Genomic DNA, 22,152 nt, shown 5'->3' on the forward strand with positions numbered 1-22,152 from the left:
ACCAGAGGACGACCAGCTCGGCGGGGGGCGAGGCGACGGAGAGCGCGGCGTAGGGGAGGGCGGCGAAGGCGAGCGCGAGGGTTTTGAGGAGCGTGAGTCCTAGGCCAATAAGCCACCAGAGCGGTGCGAGAAACGGAAGCGCGACGGCGGCGAGGCCCGTAAGTAAAAGCAGCTCGGCGAGGGCGGCGATGGGCAGGTTGGCGAGGGGGGCGACCCAGGAAAAGAGATTGTAGTGGTAGGCCACGAGGGGCACGGAGCCGACTTGCGCGAGGACGCCGATCAGCAGGCCGATGGTGCAGGCGCGGAAGAACCGCGTGAGGGGGCGCTGGTCAGGCTCCCACGGCCAGAGGAGATTTTCGAGCGGCCTTGCCCAGGCGACAAGCGTGGCGACCGTGGCAAACGAGAGCTGCGTGCCGGGATCGTAGAGGGCGAGGGGCTCGGGGAGGAGGATGAGGATCGCGGCGAAGGCGAGGGTGTGGAGCGGCTCTGCCTCACGCTTGAGAAGCGGGGCGAGGAGCATCACTGTGGTCATGACAGCAGAGCGCATCACCGCCCCGCCCGTCCCTGCCGCTAGCGCGTAGATCCAGAGCAGTGCCAGCGCCAGAAGGGTCGGGAGCGGCTTTCCTCGGCCAAAGAGCGCCACGAGAACAGCGGCAAAGACGCTCAGATGGAGCCCCGAAGTCGAGAGAATGTGGATCGTGCCGGTGCGTGCAAAGGCATCTTGCAGGCTGGCGGGAAGCTGGCTACGGTCGGAGACGAGCAGGCCGGAGAGCAGCCCCGCACTCTCCGGCGCGAGATGAGCATAGCAGGCTTCTCGGATCGTCACGCGGAGCCGCTCGGCCGGTGTGGCGCGGCGTAGCAGAAGCTGCGTCTCGACCCGGTTGGCATAGAGCACCGTGTGAATCCCGTGACGCTGGAGATAGGCGCGGTAGTCGAACTCGCCGGGGTTGGTGGCGCGGGGCGGAAGCTCCAAGCGACCGTGCACGATGACTTGATCTCCACGGTGGAGTGGGAGAGCCGTGCGCGTCGTGACCTGGGTCTGGCCTTGCGGGTTTGCCAAGATGAAACGCAAGCCCCCTTGGCGCGTCGGCTCTGGCGCTGTCTCCACGCGCCCACTCAGGATTTGGTAGCGCCCCGCGAGCTGTGTCAGCGCATCGGGCGGGAGCACCCGCTGGGTTTGGGCGAGGGAGAAAAACAGGAAGGGCAGAAGTAAGAGTGTTGTGGCCAGAGCCGGACGGCGCAGAAGCGCGATCCCCGCAAGAGCGCTGACGAGGGCGAGGGTTTCGAAGAGTCGTGGCTCCTCAGGAAGTAGCGAGGCGGTAAGAATCCCTGCTACCACAAGTGCCAGGGCCGTGAAGAGGGGGCGCACTCGCACCCGCTTAGCCCTTATCGCCCAGCAGGCGGCAGCGGGGGCAGCTCATGCCATTGCCACCGAGAAACGGGGCCACCAGCTCACCACAGTGCAGGCAGGGAGCCCAGCCATTGTCCAGCCGCCAGTTCCGCAGGCGCACCTCAGAGAAACGTGTCTTGCGTAGGCGCTCGCGCAGGTCGGGGTCTTTGATCATGTAGATACTCTCCTCGATCTGCTGGCGCTCGCGCACGGAGAGTTCGATGGAGTCAATCTCGACCTCGGGCTCTAGCGTCTTACTCTCGTCCGCGCTTTTCTTGACCCCACGGCTCTGAAAGTGAATGTCGGTGATGACATAGGCCCGAGGCGCGCCGAGCTTGGCGTTGAGGCGCTTGAGAATATCGGTCTTGTAGAACGTCAGCTCATTGGCCCACACCGACGACTTCGCGGAGACGCGCAGGACACCCCCACTTACCCCCAGAACCTCTGTCGCCGCCGCAAGCTGCTCCCCGACCACCTCTGCCCAGACTATCGGGGCAGTGTGCTCCTTGAGCTTGCGCAGCATCTCACGTCCACCCAGCACCCGCTCCATGTCAATGCCCAGGCGATTGATCTTCCCCCCACGTCGCATTAGCCCGCTGCCTCGTCGAGAAGCACCGTGAGTGTGCCCTCCGTGGGCGCAACACCGAGCACCGGAAGCGTATGGACACTTCCCACACCTGCTCGCCACCGTGCGACTTTTTCTCTCTTATTCGCCCCGGTCACCAGAAACAGCACATTTCGTGCAGCGTTGATCAGCGCAAAAGTGAACGTCACACGATCCACCGGTGGCGGCAAGACTCCCGGCGTCGAGTGCGTCACCCAGCTCGTTGCCGTCAGCGCCGGTTTTCCTGGAAAGAGCGATGCCGTGTGGCCATCGTCGCCCATGCCCAGGAGAACAAGATCGAAGCACGGCTCGGGCCCCAGTGCTGCTAGCAGCTCTCGCTCATACTCTGCGGCGCACTCCGCCGCGTCCAGCGTCGTCTCGGCAGGCACCGGGAAGGTCAGCTTGGGACTTAGGGGAAGCAGGCGGAGCGCGAGCCCAGCATTGCTAAAACGGCTCGCCGGGGAGAGAAACCGATCATCGGAGAAGAAAACAGAGATCTTTTCCCAGTCTAGCTCTCGCGTGGCCAGGAGCTTGTAGAGTCGCTCAGGCGTTGAGCCACCTGCCAGCGCCACCACGAACTGTCCGCGCTCGGCGATTGCGGCCTTGGCAAGAGTGAGAAAACGCGTTGCAGCCTCGGCAGCGACAGCATCGGGATCAGGGAAAGTGAGAAACTCGGGCAGCATGTTCCTATTGTATCGCCGCCTGCCTGAGTTTCTCGGGCTTTTTAGCTCCCGCGCTGTAGCCGCTCGCGGGCCATCTTGATATTGTCTTTCAGCTCGGGGTCTGCGGCGAAGCGGGCGAGTGCTTTATCATCGCTCTTGCTACCAAGAAAGCCAATCAGCTCGATGGCATGGGCGCGCACAAGGCGCGGGCGCTTGCTGACGAGAATGGCCATGAGCTCGCGGAGCAGCTCCGCACGCAGTTTTGCGCTTCCACCAGGAGCGCAGGCGGCGTGCACCTGCTGGGCCATGATTGCCTTGGCAGCCTTGGCCTTGACCCGATCGGAGCCACTCATCGTATCGGCGAGTGAGAGAAGGGTTTCACGCATATCTTTATCAGACTCCTTTGAGGCTCCAGGGCGCACGGTACGGTTCGTAGAGGAGCTTATTGGCCTCGTCATCGCCGATGAACTTCCATTTTTGGGGGTCGTAGGTGAGCTTACGGCCTAGAACATAGGCGATATTGGCGATAATGGGCAGGACGATCACTTTTACCCCAATTTCTACGTCCATGACGGGTTTCTCACGGGTTCGGATGCAGCGCCGCCAGTTCCGTCGGTGGCGCTCGGTCGGATCCGTATCTTCGGGCTCCATAAAGGCTTTGACGCCGCCTGTGGGGGGCTTGTAGAAGCGCGCTTTCTCTTCTGTGGTGCACCCACCGTCGCCTCCCAGCACGATGAGATCGTCTTTATCCCCTTTGTAGAGCGCACCCCACGGCCCCTCGAAGCGCTCGGGAGCGACTCCGGGCTGATCCCAGGTCATGGTCCACTTGGGGTTAGAGAACTCCCACTTCACTTGCATGGTCAGCGGCGCATCGTACACCGAGTTGGGGTTGGTCTGGCCTGTCGCCTCGACCGTCACGGGGGAATCCCAGCCGTCCTGGTTCAGGCACCACATGACCACCGAGAGGACGTGATTGCCGCGATCTCGGATAAAGCCGCCACCCGAGTCCATGAGCCAGCGGAAGTTAAAGTGGACAATATCGGGATTATAGGGTCGCCAGGCAATCGGACCGAGCCACATCTCCCAGTTAAGCTCAGGGGGCGGCGGGCCTTCCTTGCCAAAGCTATTTTTGTCCACGAAGTTATTGGGATGCCAGACCATCACCTCTTTGACCGTGCCGAGCTGCCCATTGCGGATGTAGTCGTAGGCCATCGCGGCACCGGGGTTGGAGCGCCCCTGTGAGCCGATCTGCACCACTCTCTTGTAGCGCCGCGCCGCCTCGATCATCGCGCGGCCTTCTTCGATCGTCTTACAGGTCGGTTTTTCGGAGTAGACATCTTTGCCTGCCTGGCAGGCATGCACGGTCATTAGGGCGTGCCAGTGATCCGGCGTGCCAATCGTGACCGCATCAATGTCCTTGCGCTCCAGCAACCGGCGGTAGTCGTCGGTGAGAAACGGCGAGCCTTTCACCTTGGCCGCCGCACTCTTCAGGTGATTTGCATCCACATCACAGATCGCCGCGCACGAGTCGGCGACGATATGGCTGCTGCCCATACCGCCCACCCCGATGTGCCCGTAGATAATTTTCTCGTTCGCCCCTTTGGGGTTCTGTGGAAAGATCGTCGCAAATGAGTCCACACGCTTCATTGAGTCCATATCGCTTCGTTCGACAGCCGCCCCTAATCTTCCTCCCAAAATTAATATCCCGCTAAGGGCATTCCATTTCTCCATACCCTGCCGCCTCGGCCCCGAGATATATCCGTGGAAGCTCTACGCTCAGCAGGACGTGGAGCCACTGGGAGAGCATTCTCAGGCGCAAGAAGCCCAGTAGGGCGATCAGCAACATCCCAATACCGATGCCCTGTGTCTGCCGAACATAGGCAGACCATCGAAGCAAAGATCTCTAACAGAGAGAGCCAGGTGCGTTTCTGTTGTTGCATGGTTTCATTTATCGTCTGAACAGATAGGCTTTGCTCACCATGGGAGCGTTGGGGGTGGTCTGTGCATTGATTAGGCAGAGCAGGCGCTTGCCATCAGGCGACCAGTGGAGCGATTGCACCCAGACGATTTTATCTGGGAAAGTTAGGAAGAGAGGCACTCCACCAGAGAGTGGGAATAGCCCGATCTCGGTGATTTCCTCTTGTTTAAGGAACTTGTTCCAAAGCGCTGCTCGTCGGCTCACTGTGATCGCCAGAGTATCTGTGGCGGTGCTCAAGGTGTAGGGCCAGCTCAGTGCCGCACTGAGGTCACCGGGGATGCTCAGGGGGAGAGGAGTGGACGCGTTGGTCGTGAGGAAATGGAGGCGCTGACTTCCATTGGAGCCTTCCGGGAGCCAGAGCCAGGTACCATCACGCCGCTGTCCCAGTAGTGTGTCTACCTCTTTTTCAGGCAGCGGAAGCTGCTGAGAGCCTTTCTCTACTGTGCTCACACGATAGAGCTCCGCTGGCCCCGAGGCGCTACGAAGCACCGACCAGCCAGAGCTATCAGGGAGCCAGAGCACTTCGGGGTGCCACATATAGAGGGTGGGCTGTGGCTTGCGGGAGAGCTTGCCATCGGGCGGCCAGAGGCGAGTCTTCTCACCGCGTCGGCTCACCAGCCGCCAGCGCTCACCAGTGGGTGTTGTGGTGTCGGTGCCCGTTTGAAGCTCTTGCTCCCAGTAGAGAAGCCACTTGCCGTCGGGCGAGGGATAGGCCAGAGAGCGGGAGAGAAAGCAGCGGTTAGGAGCGGGTTCAGGGCCACCCAGTGGTGGGAGCGTAGGCAGCGACGGCGCGGAACGGCCTGTGGGCGAGACGGCACGCTCGCGGGAGTCTTTGTCGCGTATCACAACAGTATCCTGCGAGAGCCAGCCGGATATTTCGCGGCTTCCCTCCAGAGCAGGGACAAACTCCCGATGCCAGCCGGGCTGTGCGGTACGACAGCCCAAACACGTGACACTTACCAGGAGGAGTGCCGCGTGGCGGGTTTTCATCGGAGCCCTGCGTTTCGTAGGAGGCTATCGGCCCAGTCAGCGTCGGTTTCTGAGAGGGGAGGGATGGGAGCGAGGCGGTAGTCGGTGCCACGTCGGTGTGGGCCACTGTCGTAGGCTTGGTCAAGAGCACGCTGGAGGTCGAGGATTTGGTCCGGGAGGCCATCGGTGAGAGGAATGCGGATGCGTGGTAGCCGCTGGCGAAGTGTACTCAGCCAGAACTCGAACTCTTCGCCACTGCCTCCGTAGTGTAGGCAGACCACATAATCGCTCTCACCACGTGTCTGAATGTCCTCTTGAGACACCGCCACGGAGTGCGCACCTTCACGAAGAAGGTCTATCTCGATCAGATGAACATCACTTGCCAGAAGCTCCGCTTGCTTTGCAAGATACTCCTCGCGATCTTTTCCTCGACGCTTGTTGGTAGGGCTCAGTAGCTCAATGACTGCCACGAGCTCCTTACTGTCCACCGTCCGGATGGTGATCTGTTGCTGGGGTGGTTGTGTCTCATGACGCACATAGAAGGAAGGGTCTGCACTTGTCTCGAGGAGTGTTGCCACCCCACCACGTCCTGAGTCTAAGGGGCGATTGGGAGCGGTGCCGAACCGAAGAACGCCGACATCAGGATAGATATTTCTGCCAGGAGAAACGATGACACGGTCTTCGGAATCGGCATAGAGACCCGCTGGTAAGTCCGTATTGAGGAGCTGCGTGAGGGCCGTTAACAAGCGCTGGTGTACGCCCCGCCATTGGGATGGGTTTTCTAAGTAGGGATCCATGCCGGGAAAGGGGGAGGGCATAACGTGCCTATTTTATCGTGTTTTTGGGTACAACAGGGCTATGCGAATGCGTGTTGCTTTCTTGACTTTGGGGCTCGCCACTCTTGCGCTGGCCCAGCCGCCCTCAACGCCTGGAGCGGGGCCACTACCTAGCCTCCGTGATCCTCGTGAGGTGCATCTTAAGAACGTGCGTCAGCTCACGTTTGGTGGGCAGAACGCCGAGGCGTACTGGAGCTTTGACGGTAAAAAAGTGATCTTTCAGTACATGAAGGGGGGCGGGGATGCCGACCAGATCTACACCATGCGCCCTGATGGTAGTGGCAAGAAAATGGTCTCGACGGGCAAGGGCCGCTGCACGTGCGCCTATTTTTTGAAGGGTGATAAAGAGATCGTCTTTGCCTCGACCCACGGCTATAGCGCAGCGATTCCGCCCGAGCCAGATCGCTCGCAGGGCTATGTCTGGCCCCTCTATCCCTACTATGCCATCTACAAGGCAAACGCGGACGGGAGCAATATACGTCCCTTGGTGCCTGCGAAAGTGGAGCCGGGCAAGGAGTGTGGCTACAACGCCGAGGCGACGGTCTCCCCCGATGGCAAGCGCATTATCTTTACGTCCACGCGTGATGGCGACTTGGAGCTATACTCCATCCAGGCCGATGGCTCGGACTTGAAGCGCCTCACCAACCGGGTCGGCTACGATGGCGGGGCGTATTTTTCGCCCGATAGCAAGAAGATCGTCTGGCGTGCCTCGGCGCTCCCGGATGCGAAAGCCGTCGCGGACTACAAGCAGCTCCTCAAGCAAAATCTCGTGCGCCCGACTTCTATGGAGCTCTGGGTTGCGGATGCGGATGGCAAGAACGCCAAGCAGGTGACCCGCAACGGGGCGGCCAACTTCGCGCCGTTTTTTACACCCGATGGCAAAAAGCTGATCTTTGCGTCGAACAGTGGCGATCCCAAGCGCCGGACGTTTGAGATCTATCTGGTTAACTTAGATGGCACGGGGCTAGAGCAAGTGACCTATGGCGCACAGTTTGACTCGTTTCCCATGTTCTCCCCCAATGGCAAGCAGCTCATCTGGGCAAGCAATCGCAATGGGAAAGACCATGAGACCAATATCTTTGTCGCCGACTGGGTGAAGTAGAGAAAAGTGGGTGAAGTAAGCTAGTAGATCTACCAATAATCGGAGCATGTTGCGACGAAAATGGGTGATCTGGGGAGCGCTTTCCCAGGCGACGGTGCTGGAGTCGGTGCGGCGTAAAGATCTTTACGTGGCGATGATTCTGTCGTTCTTGATGATCGGAATGGCAGCGCTCGTGGGGCGCTTTGGGGTTCAGGGACTGGATATTTTCCTCAAGAGTGCCACACTGACCGTCATCAACCTGCTCTCGGTGATCTTGGCGGTGGTGTTTTCCGCGCGCCAGCTCCCGGAGGAGATCTCGCGCCGGACGATCTACCCGCTGCTGGCTCGTCCTATCTCCCGCACCGATCTGCTGATTGGCAAGTTCCTAGGCGTCTTCTGTCTGGCCGGGCTGGGGCTACTGGTCTTTGGGCTGATCGGCTGGGGGACTCTGAGTGTGTATGGGATGCATCCCGGGGTGATTTTCTGGCAGTATTTAGTGCTCCGGCTCTTTGTCCTGATGCTGCTTTGTGCCGTGACCGTGACCACATCGGTGTTTCTGACCCCGCAGGCCACGGTCACGATTACGCTTCTGATGGCAGTCGGCTCTCAGGCATTCTCGCAGTCTACGCTTTTGCTCGACAAGACCAGCAGTGGTTTTGGGCAGGTGCTTCTTCGAGGGCTCTACTTTGTGATCCCGGAGCTCAATCTCTTTGATCTCTCAGGGAAAGTGAGCCACGGCTGGAATCCCATTCCCACTTGGGTGCTGGCGGCTCTCTTGGGCTACGCGCTGATCCACACGCTGGTGGCACTCTCGGTGGGGGCAGTTCGTTTCCGAAAGGTGGCACTGTGAGAGAGGGCATGGTGGTGGGGCTGTGCTTTGTGGCTCTCGTGGGTGCGGGAAAGCTCGCCCAGAGTGTTCAGCCACAGCTCAAGGCTCCTGCAGGGCTGACACTGCACCAGCAAGAGGCGCTGGAAGAGTCCGCGGTTGCCTCGGTGTTTGGGGAGTTTCGTGCCTCACTCGCCGATTTTCTCTGGCTGGAGTCGGATCGTTATCTTCACTTTGGGGTGGGGACGCGGGGGCGGCTGGAGTCGGAGAAAAAAGACAAAAAAGTCGGGAAAGTTCAGGGAGTGGTTGCGCATGATACTCATCACGACGAGACAACGGTGGTGCCCAGCGCAGCTTCGGACTGGCGTGGGATTCTAGGGCATATCGAGCGCCAGACCCAGCCCTACATGGACATGTCTCGCCATAAAGAGCGTGATGCCAAAGAGGCGCTACCCCTCTTTAGGCTAATGACCTGGAGCAACCCACGCTTTGTTCAGGGCTATGTTCAGGGCGCGATGCAGATGGCCTCGAAACCCGACAAGCTCGACGAAGCCCTGGTGTTCTTACAAGAGGGTGAGCGCAATAACCCGGAGAGCCTCTCGATCCAGACCACGCTCTGTGAGCTCTTTCTGGTGCACTTCTCACGCCCTCTAGAGGCCGAGCCGCATGGCCGTAAGGCGCTAGAGCTCCTGGCGACGCGTGACCCACAAACCCTGAGCCTAGACGAAAAAGAGGATGCGAACTCCGCCTACCGCTGGCTGGTGATTCTCTACCGAAATCTTGGGGACGAGCAGGCCAAGAAGGGGGAGGCCGAAAAGGCGCGTGCACTCTACGGGATGGCTCGCTCTCTTGCCCAGGAGTGCCTACAGCGCTACCCCGATGATCCCACCGCGATCCAGTTTTTGCGTAAGTATACGGGGAAGTAGGGGAGGGCTCTTGACAAAAGGGCATCTTTAAGCTAGAATATCCCGTGTCGGCCTGTTACCTGGTAAGGGCGAGTGGTGAAATGGCAGACACGCTGGTCTTAGGAACCAGTGCCGCAAGGCGTAGGGGTTCAAATCCCCTCTCGCCCACTTGCCGAGCGGTAGAATATGCGGGAGTAACTCAGTGGTAGAGTGTCACCTTGCCAAGGTGAAAGTCGAGGGTTCGAACCCCTTCTCCCGCTCTTCGATCTCATCCAAAAGACCGAGGCAGGGTACTGGAGCAGTAGCATCTCCGGTGCCTTTTTTGTTGGCTAATCCAAATCTAAATCTATTTGAACTTTAGGAGTGAAAATTCCACCGATGCAGGTGACGACTGAGCAGCTTGACCCCTGCAACATCGCGCTGACCATCTCCGTTGACCCGGAGCGAGTCGAAGTCGCACGCAAGAAAGCCTTCCAGCAGGCCGTGGGTAGCCTTCAGCTTCCCGGCTTCCGCCGCGGAAAGGTTCCCCCCCATATCGCGAAGAACTACGTGGACGATGCCCGTGTGAAGCAACGCGCCGCCGAAGTCCTCGTGCCCGATGCCTACCGTGAAGCCCTCACGGAAGCCAGCGTCGAGCCTTTCGCTGAGCCCGAGATGGAGCTTGTCTCCATGGACGATAACGGTCCTCTGGTCTTCAAGGCACTCGTCCCTCTGCGTCCTCAGATCACCCTGGGGCTCTACAAAGGACTCGAGCTGGAGCGTCGCAAGATCGCCCTAGCCGATGCTGATGTCGAAAAAGAGCTGGAGAATATCCGTGCTCGCTTCGCGGAGTACCCTGAGATCGAGGATCGCGCCTCCGAAACCGGCGATTTTTTGATGGTGGACCTCACCGCCATTGTCGAAGGACAGGATCTGCCCGAGCTCGCCGAGCCCAAGGCCACCATGATCGAGGTCGGGAAGAATATCCCCGATCTGGATGCGGGGCTTCAGGGGCTCAAAAAAGGCGACTCCAAGAGTATCGAAGCGACTTACCCAGAGACTTTTGAGAATGAGGGACTGCGCGGCAAGCGTGGTGTCTTTACGGTGGATGTCAAAGAAGTCCGCGCTCGTGTCCTTCCCGAGCTGACCGACGAGCTGGCACAGCGTGCTCGCCCGAAGATCAGCACGGTCGAGGAGCTCAAGACCGATGTCCGTACGCAGCTTGAAAACGATGCGGTCGAGGCCAGCGAGAACGAGGTGGAGTTCCATCTCGTCAGTAAGATCGTCGAGACCAGCCAGATTCACTTCCCCGAGGTTCTTCTCAAGGCCGAGGTCAATGCCGAGCTAAACCAGCTCGCCCAGACCCTGGAGCAGAATAAAGTAACCCCGGAGCAGTATCTTGCCTCGATTGGTAAGAGTGTTGAGCAGCTTCAGTCCGAGATGGCCGTTGGGGCAACCCAGCGCATCAAGAACTCCTTGGTACTCTCTGAGGTAGCCCGTGCCGAGGGGATCACGGTGGAGGATGCGGACATAGATGCCAAGCTCGCCGAGCGTGCTGGTGAGTCTGGAGTGAGTGTCTCCGCGATTCGTGCCTATGTCGAGTCGCAGGGGAGCCTGGATCGCTTCCGGGATCAGGCTCTCACCGAGAAGATCTTAAACTTCCTCAAAGAAATCAGCAAGATCACCGAGCGCATCGTCACGACCGCAGAGCTAGAAGCCGAAGAGGCGAGCAAAGCCAGTGAGAATGCCTCTGCGGCTCCTGCCGAGCTCGAAGAGGCCAAGCCCAAGAAGCGAGCCGCGACCAAGAAGAAGGCTGAGGAGCCTGCAGCTGAGCTCGAAGCGGCTCCCGCTGAGGAGCCCAAACCCAAGCGAAAAACAAAAAAGGCTGAGGCGGAACCACCCGCTGAGTCATAATGTAATATAGAGAGATGGCCCTGGTCTAGAACCGGGGCCATTTAAGTAGGAGTACCATGCCACTAAACATTCCTGGTGTTATTGAGCAAGATGCTCGCGGTAGCCGCGAGCAGGATCTTTTTTCCCGCCTTCTGAAAGACCGGATCATCATCCTCGGCGAAGAAGTAGATGATCAGCAAGCAAGCATTATTGTTGGATCACTACTTTTCTTGGAGAAGCAAGACCCCGATCGTGATATTGAGTTCTATGTCAACTCCCCCGGTGGCTCTGTGACCGCAGGGCTCGCTATCTATGACACGATGCAGCTTCTGCGCTGTGATGTGGCCACGATCTGTATGGGGATGGCCGCCTCAATGGGAGCGGTGCTTCTGGCAGGTGGTGCAAAAGGCAAGCGCTTCGCTCTCCCCAATGCCCGTGTGATGATCCACCAAGTCAGCGCAGGCTTCCGAGGTACCGCAGGCGATATTGATGTCCAAGCCCGAGAAATATTAAAGACAAATGATCAACTGGCGCGTATCTTGCAGAAGCATACCAATCAGGATCTCGATAGAATCAAGCACGATATCCAGCGTGACTACTTCCTCTCCTCGGAGGAATCGGTGGCGTATGGGCTGATTGATGAAGTCCTGGTTCGTGACAAACGCTAGTGGGTGTGAAGGGTTTTCGTGCAAGTCCCTTGAACACGCCTATCTGTAAGTGAAGGGGGCTTGGATGCCGCGTATTGGAGGTTATGATCGCCACGACAACCGCTGTGTGTTGTGTGGTAAGAGCCGTGAGCAGGTTCGGAAGCTGATCCTGGGGGTTCATGGAGGCGTCTGCCTCGACTGTGTGGGGCTCTGCAACGACATTATCCGAACAGAGAACACACAGGAAGATACTCTTCCCGAGGGACAGCTGCCCAAGCCGCGTGATATTCATCGCCAGCTCAGTAGCTATGTTGTCGGGCAGGAGCGTGCCAAGCGCGCTCTTTCCGTCGCGGTCTATAATCACTATAAGCGCATCCAGGCTCCCACCAGTGATGTTGAGCTCCAGAAGTCCAATATTCTCTTGCTGGGGCCCACCGGAAGCGGTAAGACTCTTCTGGCCCAGACCCTCGCCCGTGTGCTCAATGTTCCCTTTGCCATCGCTGATGCCACCGCACTCACCGAGGCGGGCTATGTGGGCGAAGATGTGGAGAACATTCTCCTTAAGCTGATCCAGGCCGCTGATAACGGCGACACACTTCCTAATATTATCAAGCGTGCCGAGCGGGGCATTATCTACATTGACGAGATTGATAAGATCGCTCGCAAGTCCGACTCTCCTTCGATCACCCGTGATGTCTCGGGCGAAGGGGTCCAGCAGGCACTTCTTAAGATTTTAGAGGGGACGCTGGCCAATGTCCCGCCGCAGGGAGGCCGCAAGCACCCCCAGCAAGAGTATGTCCAGATTGACACGAGCAATATTCTCTTTATCTGCGGGGGCGCGTTTGATGGCCTGAGTGAGATTATCGAGCAGCGGCGCAACCGCAAGAGCCTAGGCTTCCGTGCTAGCTTGGCCGCCGAGGTGGACTCCATTGAGGACGATCCCTTCTCCCATGTGCTCCCGGATGACCTTCAGCGCTACGGCCTGATCCCCGAGTTTATCGGACGGCTCCCGGTGACAGCTGCTCTGGCCCCGCTCGACGAAGCCGCTCTGGTGCGAATCCTCACCGAGCCACGCAACGCCCTGACCCGCCAGTACCGCCGCTTCTTTGAGCTGGATGGGGTGGATCTGCGCTTCACGGACGGCGCTCTCACGGAGATTGCCCGCCAGGCCATTGAGCGCAAGACCGGTGCCCGTGCCCTCCGAACCATTATCGAAGAGGCGACTCTGGACATCATGTACGAAGTGCCCTCGCAGCGTGAGATCGAGGAAGTCGTGATCACCGAGGAGACCATTCGTGACAAGCATGCCCCCGATATCCGCTACTTCAACCGCGCCGCATAGAAACTATCTCTCCCAAAGCCCCTGCCCTCTGGCAGGGGCTTTTTGTTTTTCGCGGTACCATAGACTCTATGGAAATGCGAGTTTTGGGTCGTACGGGAATGCCGATCTCCGTGCTGGGATTTGGGGGCGCGGAGATTGGCTTTGAGCAGGCGAGCGTGGAGCAGACGGCACGGCTCCTGGGCTCGGCGCTGGATGCGGGGCTGAATGTGATTGACACGGCAGAGTGCTACGGCTCTGGCGAGACGGCCAGCGAGTCTCTTATTGGTCAGGCCGTAAGCCACCGCCGTAGCGAGTTTTTTCTCTTTACCAAGGGCGGCCATAGGGCGGGGCTGGACCACGACGACTGGACACCTGAGCTAATCACCGCTGGCATCGAACGGAGTCTCACACGCCTCAAGACCGACTACCTAGACTTGGTGCAGCTCCACTCCTGCGGTTTATCGATTCTCCAGCAAGGTGATGTGATCGCGGCGCTGCAAGCGGCCAAAGCGGCTGGAAAGACGCGCTTTATCGGCTACAGCGGTGAGAACGAGGCCGCTGAGTACGCTGTCTCTTGCGGCGCTTTTGACACGCTCCAAACCAGCATCAATCTCGCCGATCAGCGGGGAATTTCGCGCTGGGTGAAGTCAGCGGCAGAAGTGGGGCTTGGGATTATCGCCAAGCGCCCCATCGCCAATGCCTGCTGGAAGTGGCCCACCGAGGACGAGTGCCCCGCCTACTCTAGGCCCTACTGGCAGCGCCTCCAAACCCTTGCCTATGAAGACCTGAGTATCGAGCGTGCCCTGCGCTTCACGCTCACTGTGCCCGGAGTGACAACAGCGATTGTGGGAACGAAGAACCCCGAGCGCTGGGTGGGCAATGCGGCACTAGCACAAAAAGGCCCGCTCCCCGCCGCCGACTACGAAGCCATCCGTACCCACTGGCAAGCCGTGGCGCAGGATGACTGGTCAGGCCAGGTTTAAACCTGGCCGAAGGGCTCTTTGGCAGCGGACTTGGCGACTTGCCGCAGCAGCGTCGCGAGGACTTCGGTGCGGTCCACACCCGAGAGGGCGAGGGCGGTCTGGGTCTCGATGTAGCCCAGCGGCACCCCCATATCCAGGCGCTCGCCGCTGGTCTCGACGGCAACATAGCGCTCCTGCGAGCGTAGCATCTCCTGGCTGCTGGTAAGCTGGATCTCGCCTTTCTCACGGATATTGTTGTCAATATGGTGCGCGAGGCAGTCAAAAAGTGTGGGCGGGAAGACATGCATCCCGAAGAAGCAGAGGTAGTAGCCACGCTTCACACCAGACGTCTGAAGGTGCTCGGCGGCATAGTCAATGGAAGGTTTTTCCATGATCTGTTCCACCTCGTAGATGGGGGGGTCGCCCTGCCCAAGGCGTGTGCCCTTGACCGTTCCAAATAGGTGCAGGTGGTCGTCGGGGGTTTGCTGGACGGCAGAGACGGCACACTGAGTCACGGCATAGGTGTCCATCACCTGCTGGGCGCAGCGCTTCTTGCTATTGGAGATATAGACATGATCACCCAGTAGTAGCAGAAACGGCTCGTCGCCCACGAAGTCTTTAGCCTGGTAGACCGCGTGGCCGTAGCCTTCCGGAGTCGGCTGCTCGACATAGGTGATGCGCTCCTCAATCCGACGCAAGGAGTCCGCTTGCGCTAGTGCCCACTCTTTGCCCTTAAAAATCTTGCGCTCATCGTCCCTGAGGCGCGTGAAGTGGTCTTTGAAAGGCTTGGCACCGCCCGGCGAGACGACAATACAAATATCCTCGATCCCCGATGCCAGGCACTCTTCGATAATGATCTGGATGGTGGGCTTGGTCACGCCATCGCGGTCCACCAGTGGGAGCATCTCTTTCTGAATGGAGCGGGTAGCTGGAAACTGCCTGGTTCCCCGTCCCGCCGCCGTAATCACCGCCTTACGCACAATTCCCATCAGAGCTCCTCCAAAAGCCTTTGTAGCTTGGACTCAATTTGATCTTTCAGTGTTGAGTTTGCATACCCACACCAGCTTATTGCCGCACGGATGTCCAGTGGGGCAGAGAGAGCCGCACCAATCTCATCCGTAACAAAGACACCAGCCTCGCGAGCGATTAGCTCGGTGCAGATGTCATACGGGTGGCAGACAAGCTTGGGGGGCAGGCCAAGTACGCCAAAGAACACGGGCCGCAGGTCCGCGATAAAACGATCATGGCCCACCATGAGCTCATAGAGCTGTCCGCCGGTGCACATGTACTGGTCATCGAAGACCACCGGGTTCTCACCGTCTTCTGGGGCCACAGCGAGCATCAGCTTCTCTTCCAGTGTTGCGGTGGCACCCTTGGCAGGCGGGAAAAACTTGGCCAGGCTGGCAAAACCATGTGCTAGTGACTCGGAGCGCGACGGCTTTATCGGCACTTCTCTGCGCTCGCCGGTCACAAGATTTTTCGTCTCACGGTGCGCTCCCTGGCCTTTTATCGCCCAGAGCTGATCTGCGAGAAGCGCCCGGGTCGTGGGGAGCTCGGTCATGACGGCAACTTCGATATCGGCGAGTGTGGTCGCGCGGCCCTTATTGGGTGCGATCCCGGCTAGTGCCCAAGCGGAGCGCTTGTTGTACATGATATTGCGCGTCCCATCAATCGGGTCCACAATCAGCAAGAACTCGGCCTCGGCTTCATCAGCGCCTTCGGGGAAGACCTGCCAGCCCGCGCCCTCGATCCCCTCGGAGATCAGCACCAAGGGCGCTTCTCTTGCCCACTCGGTGCAGAACTCATGCAGGACTTCATCGGCGTGGGCATCAATCTGGTAGATCGTGTCCCCGCCACGGACATCTGCAACGCCAGAGAGTGCTTCTGTAGCGGCTTCCTCTTGGGCTTTTACATCGGCGAGCAGCCGGGTCTGCATCGCGTCTTGCAAGCTTCGTAGCCGCTCGACATAGTGCTCCGGTGATTTCTTTAACATACTTTACGTATTATGGCCTTTTTTAGACATTTTGTCTAGTTCTCTAGAGCGCTACGGAGAGCGAGCAGGAACTTCCCCAAAGCGTGCCGAAGAGGGAGTGTGGAGGAACAACGGAATGATCCGTATTGGAATGATCGGATGCGGCGGGATTGCGCGGCACCACTTAGGGCAGCTGGCACGCATTGAGGGCGTGGAAGTTGTGGCGCTTCAGGACCCCGATGCAGAGCAAATCAAGCGCTGTGTGGCAAGCTTCCCCAAGCTCGCCAGCGCAAAAGTACTCAACACGGCGGACTGGAAAGAGCTCTTGGCACTGGACGAAGTAGATGCCGTGGAGATCTGCACGCCCCACACGCAACACGGGCCACAGGCGCTCGATGCCATCGCGGCCAAGAAGCATGTGCTCTTAGAGAAGCCGATGGTCAGCAATGTCCAAGAGGCACACACGCTCCTCACGGCCCTCGAAGGCTATGAGAAAGTCTTCGCGCTGGCGTACCAACGGCACTCGATGGGGCAGTTCAAGCTGATCCGTGACAAGATCGCCAGCGGTGAGATGGGCCAGGTGACCTCGCTCAATGCGCTCCAGTCGCAGAGCTGGAAGAACGGAACGGCGGGCTCGTGGCGCCAAGACCCCGCGCTCTCGGGTGGTGGTCAGATCAACGACTCGGGCTCGCACCTTGTGGATATTCTGCTCTACACCACGGGCCTGACGGTCGCTCAAGTGGCGGCGTTCCAAGACTTTAGAGGCACGCCGGTGGACATTGACTCCGCGCTCTCGATCCGCTTTACCAATGGCGCGCTGGGCAATGTCACAGTCATTGGCGATACGGTTGTCGGCTGGCACGAGGATATCTCAATCTGGTGTGAGCGTGGGGCGTTCTTCTACCGCAACGGCCAGCTGACGATTGTGGATGACAAGAACGTGCGGACTATCATGGACGGCAACAACCTGCCCGGAACACAGAACATCGACGAGAACTTTGTCGGTGCGATTCTGGGTAAGAACGATGTCGGTGCACCGCCGCTCTGTGGCCTGCGCACCATCGAGATGACCGAAGCTGCCTGGGAGAGCGCCAAGCTCGGCGGCGCTCCCGTGACAATGAACTAACCTCCCCCCTAACCCCACCACCCTCGCTTCGCGGGGTACCCGGACGGGGGGACAATTAGGTTTCCGTGAGCTGTGTGGAGACCCCGGCGGCGCTACCGTCGTGGGTCTTTCCCACCACATAGACCGTGATCTCCGGCCCGGAACCTAGCCGAAAGACACGCGTCTCGGTCAGCGTGGCGAGCTGAGCGACCAGTGCCTGGAAGCGCACGCGATCTGCCTTGGCTTCGTCGTCATCCCCGCTTTGGGGCGTGGTCATCGGGGCGAAGAACTTCTCTAATGCCACTTCCTGAACCGGTAGGGTGGCATCTTTTTCCAGGTGTGTCAGCAGCGCCGCCGCCGAGTCAATCACCACGCCTTTCCAGACAAAGGGCTTGAGCGGCGCGTCCGACTCACTCATGAAAATCAGTCCACGCACGGCGCTACGAAGCTCGCTTAAAAGACTCATCGTCGCCCTCCTGAGCCAAAGCTGCCGCCACTGCTGCGCCGATTGCTTTTCTTAAAACCACCCGGCCCCGACGTGAAGCTATTGACTCCCTCATCACGCTTTTGTTTTAGTGCAGTGGCAACCGAGTCCGGCAAGCCCTTGAAGAACCGAAGCCCCGTGGCTTGCTCCAGCTCCGCCGCCGTCGTAATAAAGTTATCCCAAGGCCCCGAGATGCTCTTGGTATTCTCCATCTTAACGGCGATCACCCGCGTGTTTTCATCTATGCGTGCCCGATCATCGCCACTTTTTTCGGGGAGCACGAGCACGACTTTCCAGCCAAAGTCCGGCACCGCGATATCATCTTTTCCGATGGTCTTGAAGCGCTTGTTTTCAAAACCGTGGCCACAGAGAATATAAAGCTCATTGCCCTCCTGCGCGAGCTTGCGACAGTAGGACTCCAAAGATTCCCAAGGACCACCGTTCATCTCGTGAAACTGCGGGGTGATGTTGGTCATGTAGAACACCACCTGGTTATCTTCGGCACTCGCTGTGCGATCTTTGCTGGGGCAGTTATGACCACGGTCATAGCCAGAGCCACTGTAGTCGCGTGTGGTGATGGCCTCAAACCCTGCGGGCAGATTCGGGTCAGGGATAAAGTTGCTGCGCTCCGCCTCCCCAATATCACCTGCTTTTAAGTGCCAGGCGACCCAGTTGGGAAAGCGAAGCGTGTTGTTATAAGAGAGCGTCATCTGAGGCCGCGCCATCAGAAAGTGATCTTGGTTGCGCGGCGACTCCGTGGCGTCGTCTGGGTTGCCCAGAACCGTCAGGGGATCGTCGGCAGTGGCACTTGCGCCTCCCGACGAAGGCTGCGAAGACTTCCCCAAAAGATCCCCCGGCTTTGAGTTCGCCGGACGGCTGTTTGTTATCGTCGTGCTCGGCGGCGGCGGCGGTGCAGACTTAGGGCAGCCTGTGAGGAACAGACCTATTAGAGGCAAACAGAAAATATAGCGTTTCAAGGCATCTCTCCGTCTACAAGATACCTCAGAAGTGCATCGCTCCACCAATTAAAACAGGGAATATCGCCGAGGTTTTGTGGGGCGGTGATGCTGGGGCCGAAGAGCAGTAGCGGGACATACTCGCGGCTGTGATCGGTGGAGGGCGTGGTGGGGTCGTTGCCGTGGTCTGCGGTGATTCCGACGAGATCACCAGGGCGCAGGTGTGGCAGAAAGTCCGCGCCGAGCCACGCATCGAGCTCCTCCAGTAATCTTGCAAAGCCGACCGGGTCGTTGCGGTGGCCATAGAGCATGTCGAAGTCTTCGAGGTTGGCGAAGATAAAGTCCGCGTCGGAGTGCTGAACGGCATTTACCAGCGCGGCGCAGTGGGCGGGGTTGTTGGTCGTCAGCTCACGGCGCTGGTCAGGCGCTTCGGGGAACAGCTCGCAGGTCTTGCCGATAAAGTGCACTCTCTTGCCCGCTTCCGAGAGCCGGTCGAGCGTGGTGGGGTGAGGCGGCGGCAGGGGCCAGTCTTTGCGATTCTCGGTGCGCCGAAATGTCTCGCTGCTTTCGCCCACAAAAGGCCGTGCGATCACCCGGCAGAGCGGCAGGGTCGCCCGCGCAATCTCGCAGATTTGGTAGAGCCGCTCCAGCCCAAAGTGTGTCTCGTGCGCCGCCACTTGAAAGACCGAGTCCGCCGATGTGTAGACAATGGGATAGCCCGTGCGCAGATGCTCCTCGCCAAGCTGCCTCAGAATCTCCGTTCCGGATGCCGGGTAGTGCCCCAGGGTTTTGGTGCCAATCGCCGCCTCATAAGCTGCGATTAGGTCATTTGGGAAGCCGTTGGGGTAGATCGGAAACGCGGGATTGGTAATCACGCCCATCATCTCCCAGTGGCCCGTGACCGTGTCCTTGCCCTTGCTGATTTCTGCCAGTCGCCCCCAGTGGCTTGGCGCATCGGGAATCGCCGCAACCCCGGCCAGCTCGGCAAGATTCCCTAGACCGAGCCGCTCCAGAGTAGGCAAGCGCACGCCACCCACGGCCTTTGCGGTATTGGCAAGCGTGTGGGAGCCCAGATCGCCCGCCCCATAGTCAAGCGCATCAGGGAGCTCGCCACAGCCACAGCCATCGAGAACGATCAAGAAAAAACGACGCATACGTTAGGGTACCACCCCGGTTGGAACGGGGTGGCTGGAGAGCGCGGCGCTACAAAGGCCGTTCCGGCCATGAGAAAATTCGGTATGGCCGGAACGGCCTTTGTAGCCGAGGGACGAGGCTCGTTAGTCCCGCCCCTCCAACGGGCGGGACTCTCCAACGGGGGACTACACCTGCGGTTTTTCTTGCCCCTGTTGCCACCAGACAAACAGCGCGATGGCGGCGATAACAAAGAGCACCGCTCCGGCGATCTTCCAGATGCTGTACGGGCGCTCGCCTTGGACTTCGCCGGTGCGGGCGTTGATGAGCACTTGAAAGACCTTGCCCTCAAAGCGGTAGGCCGCAATCCAGACAGGCAGTAAAATATGCTTGAACGTCTCGTCGGAGTAGGCGGTTTGGATGCTGTGGACGCGCTGTTCATCGCCGCCGATATCGGAGCAGACGTCGGAGTGGATCACGCCGGACATGATCTCCTTGGCACTCTCAAAGCCCGTTCCGAGATCCACTTGGTAGCGCTGCGCTTTAAAGCCAGAGAGGTAGGCAGGCTCATAAGAAACCAACGCGTTGAGATCCCAGGGTTCCAAGCCTCGCAGGCGGGTCTCGCTCACCGAGCCTGTGGCGGCCACGAGAATATCATCGAAGAAGCGAGCAACGGTTCCTGAGGCAGGGTACCAGCGCGTTTTCTGAACCTGGCGCTCCTTCCAGACAATGCGCCCATTCTGATCGGTCTCGCTATAGCGCTCGGTCTCCCAGTAGTGCTCACCGCGCTGGCCTCGGTAGCGGCTCTGGGTCTGGGAGTCATAGGTCCAGTGCGGGAGATAGACCCCGGCAATGCCGTCTTGGCGGGCCATGTTCTTTAGCGCACTCGGGGCAAACCAGCGCGACCCTAGCCATTTTTTGACGGCGACTTGGGCATCTTTCTTGGGAACCGCAAAAGGCAAGACAGCCTCTGGCGCAATCAGGGGATCGGCGGCAATGGGCTGCGCGACGATCTTCGCAGCGCAGAACGGGCAGAATCCCGCCACTTCCGGCGGCGTGAACTCCGTGACCGCGCCGCAGCTCTCACACGCCACCTCGACCGCGTTCTCGGCCAGGCGTGCTAGGCGTGCGGCATCGGGTGTGAGATAGGCATGCAGGTCATTCTCACGAATCACCCGCGCCGTATTCTCCGTCGGCACCGAGACTTCCGTCCCACAGTACGGGCACTTGAGCTGCCCCGCCTTCGGATCGAACTCTAAGTCGGCGGAGCAACCGGGGCACGGGTATCTCATTTCGGCAGGGGCGGGGGGACATTGGCAAAGACGCTTGCCAGCTCGGCGACACTTCCCGCCGCTTCCCAGCCCGCCATGCCCTGCTTCCACACGAGAGTCTCTCGCCCGATGCCTTTCTGCGCCAGCGCCGTGAGATCAAACGGGCCTTCCTGCTTGCCGTCCACGCCGATAAACCACGCGGCTTGTGGCAGAGGGGGCGGAGAGGAGGGGGGTTGCATGCTGTTATTAAGCTGGTTGCCCATGGCGATTCCCATTGCCAGATCGAGTGCGGGATTGCCCCCACCGGGGTTGTTGGCGCTGGCTTCAATGGCGTTAGCGGCCTGGAACTGGGTGTAGCGGTTCATGTCGCCTAAGATCCCCATCTGGGTGCGCTTATCAATCGCGGCCTCGACCTCGGGCGGCAGGCTCACGCTCTCGATGAGAATGTGCATCACCTCCAGGCCATACTGCGCAAAGTCTGGCTGGAGCGCGACCCGCATCGCATCCCCGATCTGGGTGTAGTGCGCGGCTAAGTCATAGACCCCGATCTCGCCCTTGCCGATCCACTGGGCAAAGTGCGTGGTCATGAACGCCCGGAGCTGGTCGGCGGCATCGTCGGTCTCGAAGCTTGGGTTGGTGGAGATCAGCTGGCGCAGGAGCGTGGCGGCGTGGCCGATGCGCATCGAGTAGGTGCCAAAAGCGCGCAGGCGCACGGGGCCAAGCTCCGGATCACGGAGCGTGATCGGGTGGGGCGTGCCCCACTTGAGGCCGGTGAACTGGCGCGTGTTGAAGAAATATACCTCGGCCTTAAACGGAGAGTTGAAGCCGTGTGGCCAAGATTTCAGGGTCGTGAGGATCGGCAGGTTCTGGGTCGAGAGCGTGTAGGTTCCCTCACCAAACTCGTCGGCAACCTGGCCCTCGTTGACAAAGACGGCGGTCTGTCCCGGGCGGACGATTAATTTCGCGCCGTTCTTAATCTCGTTGCCCTGCCGCTCAAAGCGAAAGGCGAGCGTATCCTGCGTGTCATCAAGCCACTCAACGACATCGACAAACTGGCCGCGAATCGCATCAAAAAGTCCCATATTGTTCTCCTGAGAGTGTGTTCACTAACTCAGACAGTCTTTCCTTTTATCTGGTTGCAGCCGTAATCATTAAGCGGAGCGTGTGGCTCACAGATGCG

Annotated in this window: 22 protein-coding genes and 2 tRNA genes; 10 read left to right on the forward strand and 14 right to left on the reverse strand. The window is 59.4% G+C overall.

Going from position 1 to position 22,152, the window contains the following annotated elements; all coding sequences use genetic code 11:
• From AC1XOS_RS02235 to AC1XOS_RS02265, 7 genes are all read right to left on the reverse strand, one after another.
• On the reverse strand, positions 1-1,375 hold a 1,375-nt coding region (locus AC1XOS_RS02235; RefSeq protein ID WP_481960588.1), incomplete at its 3' end, for a ComEC/Rec2 family competence protein.
• Positions 1,376-1,379: 4 nt separating this feature from the next.
• The gene (locus AC1XOS_RS02240) at positions 1,380-1,979 is read right to left on the reverse strand and encodes a DciA family protein (RefSeq protein ID WP_481960589.1); all 600 of its coding nucleotides are present in this window, start codon (positions 1,977-1,979) and stop codon (positions 1,380-1,382) included.
• Complete coding sequence (gene pgl, locus AC1XOS_RS02245; RefSeq protein WP_481960590.1) at positions 1,979-2,677, reverse strand: 6-phosphogluconolactonase; 699 nt, start codon at positions 2,675-2,677, stop codon at positions 1,979-1,981. The genes AC1XOS_RS02240 and pgl overlap by 1 nt, the downstream gene beginning before the upstream one ends.
• 41 nt (positions 2,678-2,718) lie before the next feature.
• Entirely contained in the window at positions 2,719-3,042 is a 324-nt protein-coding gene (locus tag AC1XOS_RS02250; protein ID WP_481960591.1) for a hypothetical protein, read from the reverse strand.
• Between the two features lie 7 nt (positions 3,043-3,049).
• Positions 3,050-4,303 carry a Gfo/Idh/MocA family protein gene (locus AC1XOS_RS02255; protein WP_481960592.1) on the reverse strand — a complete coding sequence of 418 codons (1,254 nt, stop codon included), beginning with the start codon at positions 4,301-4,303 and terminating at the stop codon, positions 3,050-3,052.
• Positions 4,304-4,604: 301 nt separating this feature from the next.
• Positions 4,605-5,624 (reverse strand): hypothetical protein, encoded by a 1,020-nt coding sequence (locus tag AC1XOS_RS02260; RefSeq protein ID WP_481960593.1) that lies wholly within the window; start codon positions 5,622-5,624, stop codon positions 4,605-4,607.
• On the reverse strand, positions 5,621-6,421 hold the full coding sequence (locus AC1XOS_RS02265) for a DUF4058 family protein (protein WP_481960594.1): 801 nt from the start codon (positions 6,419-6,421) through the stop codon (positions 5,621-5,623). Before AC1XOS_RS02265 ends, AC1XOS_RS02260 begins: the two co-directional genes overlap by 4 nt.
• A gap of 40 nt (positions 6,422-6,461) precedes the next feature.
• Here AC1XOS_RS02265 and AC1XOS_RS02270 point away from each other — a divergent pair, with 40 nt between their 5' ends.
• From AC1XOS_RS02270 to AC1XOS_RS02310, 9 genes are all read left to right on the forward strand, one after another.
• A complete protein-coding gene (locus tag AC1XOS_RS02270) occupies positions 6,462-7,541 on the forward strand; it encodes a TolB family protein (protein WP_481960595.1) in 1,080 nt (359 codons plus the stop codon).
• 46 nt (positions 7,542-7,587) lie between these two features.
• Positions 7,588-8,370: an ABC transporter permease subunit gene (locus tag AC1XOS_RS02275; protein ID WP_481960596.1), complete on the forward strand. Its 783-nt coding sequence runs from the start codon at positions 7,588-7,590 to the stop codon at positions 8,368-8,370.
• Positions 8,367-9,272 carry a hypothetical protein gene (locus AC1XOS_RS02280; protein ID WP_481960597.1) on the forward strand — a complete coding sequence of 302 codons (906 nt, stop codon included), beginning with the start codon at positions 8,367-8,369 and terminating at the stop codon, positions 9,270-9,272. The genes AC1XOS_RS02275 and AC1XOS_RS02280 overlap by 4 nt, the downstream gene beginning before the upstream one ends.
• A 66-nt stretch (positions 9,273-9,338) precedes the next feature.
• A tRNA-Leu gene (locus AC1XOS_RS02285) sits at positions 9,339-9,419 on the forward strand.
• Between the two features lie 20 nt (positions 9,420-9,439).
• Positions 9,440-9,511 (forward strand) — tRNA-Gly (locus tag AC1XOS_RS02290).
• A 118-nt stretch (positions 9,512-9,629) separates the two neighbouring features.
• Positions 9,630-11,144: a trigger factor gene (gene tig, locus AC1XOS_RS02295; RefSeq protein ID WP_481960598.1), complete on the forward strand. Its 1,515-nt coding sequence runs from the start codon at positions 9,630-9,632 to the stop codon at positions 11,142-11,144.
• Positions 11,145-11,200: 56 nt separating this feature from the next.
• Positions 11,201-11,791, forward strand: coding sequence for an ATP-dependent Clp protease proteolytic subunit (locus AC1XOS_RS02300; RefSeq protein ID WP_481960599.1), 591 nt, complete (start codon positions 11,201-11,203; stop codon positions 11,789-11,791).
• 64 nt (positions 11,792-11,855) lie between these two features.
• Positions 11,856-13,112, forward strand: coding sequence for an ATP-dependent Clp protease ATP-binding subunit ClpX (gene clpX / locus AC1XOS_RS02305; RefSeq protein ID WP_481960600.1), 1,257 nt, complete (start codon positions 11,856-11,858; stop codon positions 13,110-13,112).
• Between the two features lie 68 nt (positions 13,113-13,180).
• Complete coding sequence (locus tag AC1XOS_RS02310; RefSeq protein ID WP_481960601.1) at positions 13,181-14,074, forward strand: aldo/keto reductase; 894 nt, start codon at positions 13,181-13,183, stop codon at positions 14,072-14,074.
• Here AC1XOS_RS02310 and AC1XOS_RS02315 read toward each other — a convergent pair.
• Positions 14,071-15,042, reverse strand: coding sequence for a UTP--glucose-1-phosphate uridylyltransferase (locus tag AC1XOS_RS02315; RefSeq protein WP_481960602.1), 972 nt, complete (start codon positions 15,040-15,042; stop codon positions 14,071-14,073). The two genes, AC1XOS_RS02310 and AC1XOS_RS02315, sit on opposite strands and share 4 nt — an antisense overlap.
• A complete protein-coding gene (locus AC1XOS_RS02320; protein ID WP_481960603.1) occupies positions 15,042-16,046 on the reverse strand; it encodes an FIG domain-containing protein in 1,005 nt (334 codons plus the stop codon). The genes AC1XOS_RS02315 and AC1XOS_RS02320 overlap by 1 nt, the downstream gene beginning before the upstream one ends.
• A gap of 115 nt (positions 16,047-16,161) precedes the next feature.
• On the opposite strand from AC1XOS_RS02320, the gene AC1XOS_RS02325 reads away from it, so the two are divergent.
• On the forward strand, positions 16,162-17,151 hold the full coding sequence (locus tag AC1XOS_RS02325; protein WP_481960604.1) for a Gfo/Idh/MocA family protein: 990 nt from the start codon (positions 16,162-16,164) through the stop codon (positions 17,149-17,151).
• Between the two features lie 55 nt (positions 17,152-17,206).
• Here the strand turns inward: AC1XOS_RS02325 and AC1XOS_RS02330 are convergent, their stop codons facing one another.
• From AC1XOS_RS02330 to AC1XOS_RS02350, 5 genes are all read right to left on the reverse strand, one after another.
• Positions 17,207-17,596, reverse strand: a complete 390-nt coding sequence (locus AC1XOS_RS02330; protein WP_481960605.1) for a nuclease A inhibitor family protein — start codon at positions 17,594-17,596, stop codon at positions 17,207-17,209.
• A complete protein-coding gene (locus tag AC1XOS_RS02335; RefSeq protein WP_481960606.1) occupies positions 17,593-18,570 on the reverse strand; it encodes a DNA/RNA non-specific endonuclease in 978 nt (325 codons plus the stop codon). Before AC1XOS_RS02335 ends, AC1XOS_RS02330 begins: the two co-directional genes overlap by 4 nt.
• Positions 18,571-18,587: 17 nt before the next feature.
• Positions 18,588-19,724: a phosphopentomutase gene (locus AC1XOS_RS02340; RefSeq protein ID WP_481960607.1), complete on the reverse strand. Its 1,137-nt coding sequence runs from the start codon at positions 19,722-19,724 to the stop codon at positions 18,588-18,590.
• Positions 19,725-19,889: 165 nt separating this feature from the next.
• The gene (locus AC1XOS_RS02345) at positions 19,890-20,993 is read right to left on the reverse strand and encodes a TFIIB-type zinc ribbon-containing protein (protein ID WP_481960608.1); all 1,104 of its coding nucleotides are present in this window, start codon (positions 20,991-20,993) and stop codon (positions 19,890-19,892) included.
• Positions 20,990-22,054 (reverse strand): SPFH domain-containing protein, encoded by a 1,065-nt coding sequence (locus AC1XOS_RS02350; RefSeq protein WP_481960609.1) that lies wholly within the window; start codon positions 22,052-22,054, stop codon positions 20,990-20,992. Before AC1XOS_RS02350 ends, AC1XOS_RS02345 begins: the two co-directional genes overlap by 4 nt.
• Between the last annotated feature and the right edge of the window lie 98 nt (positions 22,055-22,152).

It is taken from the genome of Armatimonas sp. (genome assembly GCF_964826245.1).

Excerpts from the sequence above, each read along its gene's own strand:
- AC1XOS_RS02315 (WP_481960602.1), bottom strand. The coding sequence starts at position 15,042 with ATGGGAATTGTGCGTAAGGCGGTGATTACGGCGGCGGGACGGGGAACC.
- AC1XOS_RS02330 (WP_481960605.1), bottom strand. The coding sequence starts at position 17,596 with ATGAGTCTTTTAAGCGAGCTTCGTAGCGCCGTGCGTGGACTGATTTTC.
- AC1XOS_RS02250 (WP_481960591.1), bottom strand. The coding sequence starts at position 3,042 with ATGCGTGAAACCCTTCTCTCACTCGCCGATACGATGAGTGGCTCCGAT.
- AC1XOS_RS02265 (WP_481960594.1), bottom strand. The coding sequence starts at position 6,421 with ATGCCCTCCCCCTTTCCCGGCATGGATCCCTACTTAGAAAACCCATCC.
- AC1XOS_RS02255 (WP_481960592.1), bottom strand. The coding sequence starts at position 4,303 with ATGAAGCGTGTGGACTCATTTGCGACGATCTTTCCACAGAACCCCAAA.
- AC1XOS_RS02320 (WP_481960603.1), bottom strand. The coding sequence starts at position 16,046 with ATGTTAAAGAAATCACCGGAGCACTATGTCGAGCGGCTACGAAGCTTG.
- AC1XOS_RS02345 (WP_481960608.1), bottom strand. The coding sequence starts at position 20,993 with ATGAGATACCCGTGCCCCGGTTGCTCCGCCGACTTAGAGTTCGATCCG.
- pgl (WP_481960590.1), bottom strand. The coding sequence starts at position 2,677 with ATGCTGCCCGAGTTTCTCACTTTCCCTGATCCCGATGCTGTCGCTGCC.
- tig (WP_481960598.1), top strand. The coding sequence starts at position 9,630 with ATGCAGGTGACGACTGAGCAGCTTGACCCCTGCAACATCGCGCTGACC.
- AC1XOS_RS02300 (WP_481960599.1), top strand. The coding sequence starts at position 11,201 with ATGCCACTAAACATTCCTGGTGTTATTGAGCAAGATGCTCGCGGTAGC.
- AC1XOS_RS02240 (WP_481960589.1), bottom strand. The coding sequence starts at position 1,979 with ATGCGACGTGGGGGGAAGATCAATCGCCTGGGCATTGACATGGAGCGG.
- AC1XOS_RS02340 (WP_481960607.1), bottom strand. The coding sequence starts at position 19,724 with ATGCGTCGTTTTTTCTTGATCGTTCTCGATGGCTGTGGCTGTGGCGAG.
- AC1XOS_RS02275 (WP_481960596.1), top strand. The coding sequence starts at position 7,588 with ATGTTGCGACGAAAATGGGTGATCTGGGGAGCGCTTTCCCAGGCGACG.
- AC1XOS_RS02270 (WP_481960595.1), top strand. The coding sequence starts at position 6,462 with ATGCGAATGCGTGTTGCTTTCTTGACTTTGGGGCTCGCCACTCTTGCG.
- AC1XOS_RS02260 (WP_481960593.1), bottom strand. The coding sequence starts at position 5,624 with ATGAAAACCCGCCACGCGGCACTCCTCCTGGTAAGTGTCACGTGTTTG.
- AC1XOS_RS02325 (WP_481960604.1), top strand. The coding sequence starts at position 16,162 with ATGATCCGTATTGGAATGATCGGATGCGGCGGGATTGCGCGGCACCAC.
- AC1XOS_RS02310 (WP_481960601.1), top strand. The coding sequence starts at position 13,181 with ATGGAAATGCGAGTTTTGGGTCGTACGGGAATGCCGATCTCCGTGCTG.
- clpX (WP_481960600.1), top strand. The coding sequence starts at position 11,856 with ATGCCGCGTATTGGAGGTTATGATCGCCACGACAACCGCTGTGTGTTG.
- AC1XOS_RS02350 (WP_481960609.1), bottom strand. The coding sequence starts at position 22,054 with ATGGGACTTTTTGATGCGATTCGCGGCCAGTTTGTCGATGTCGTTGAG.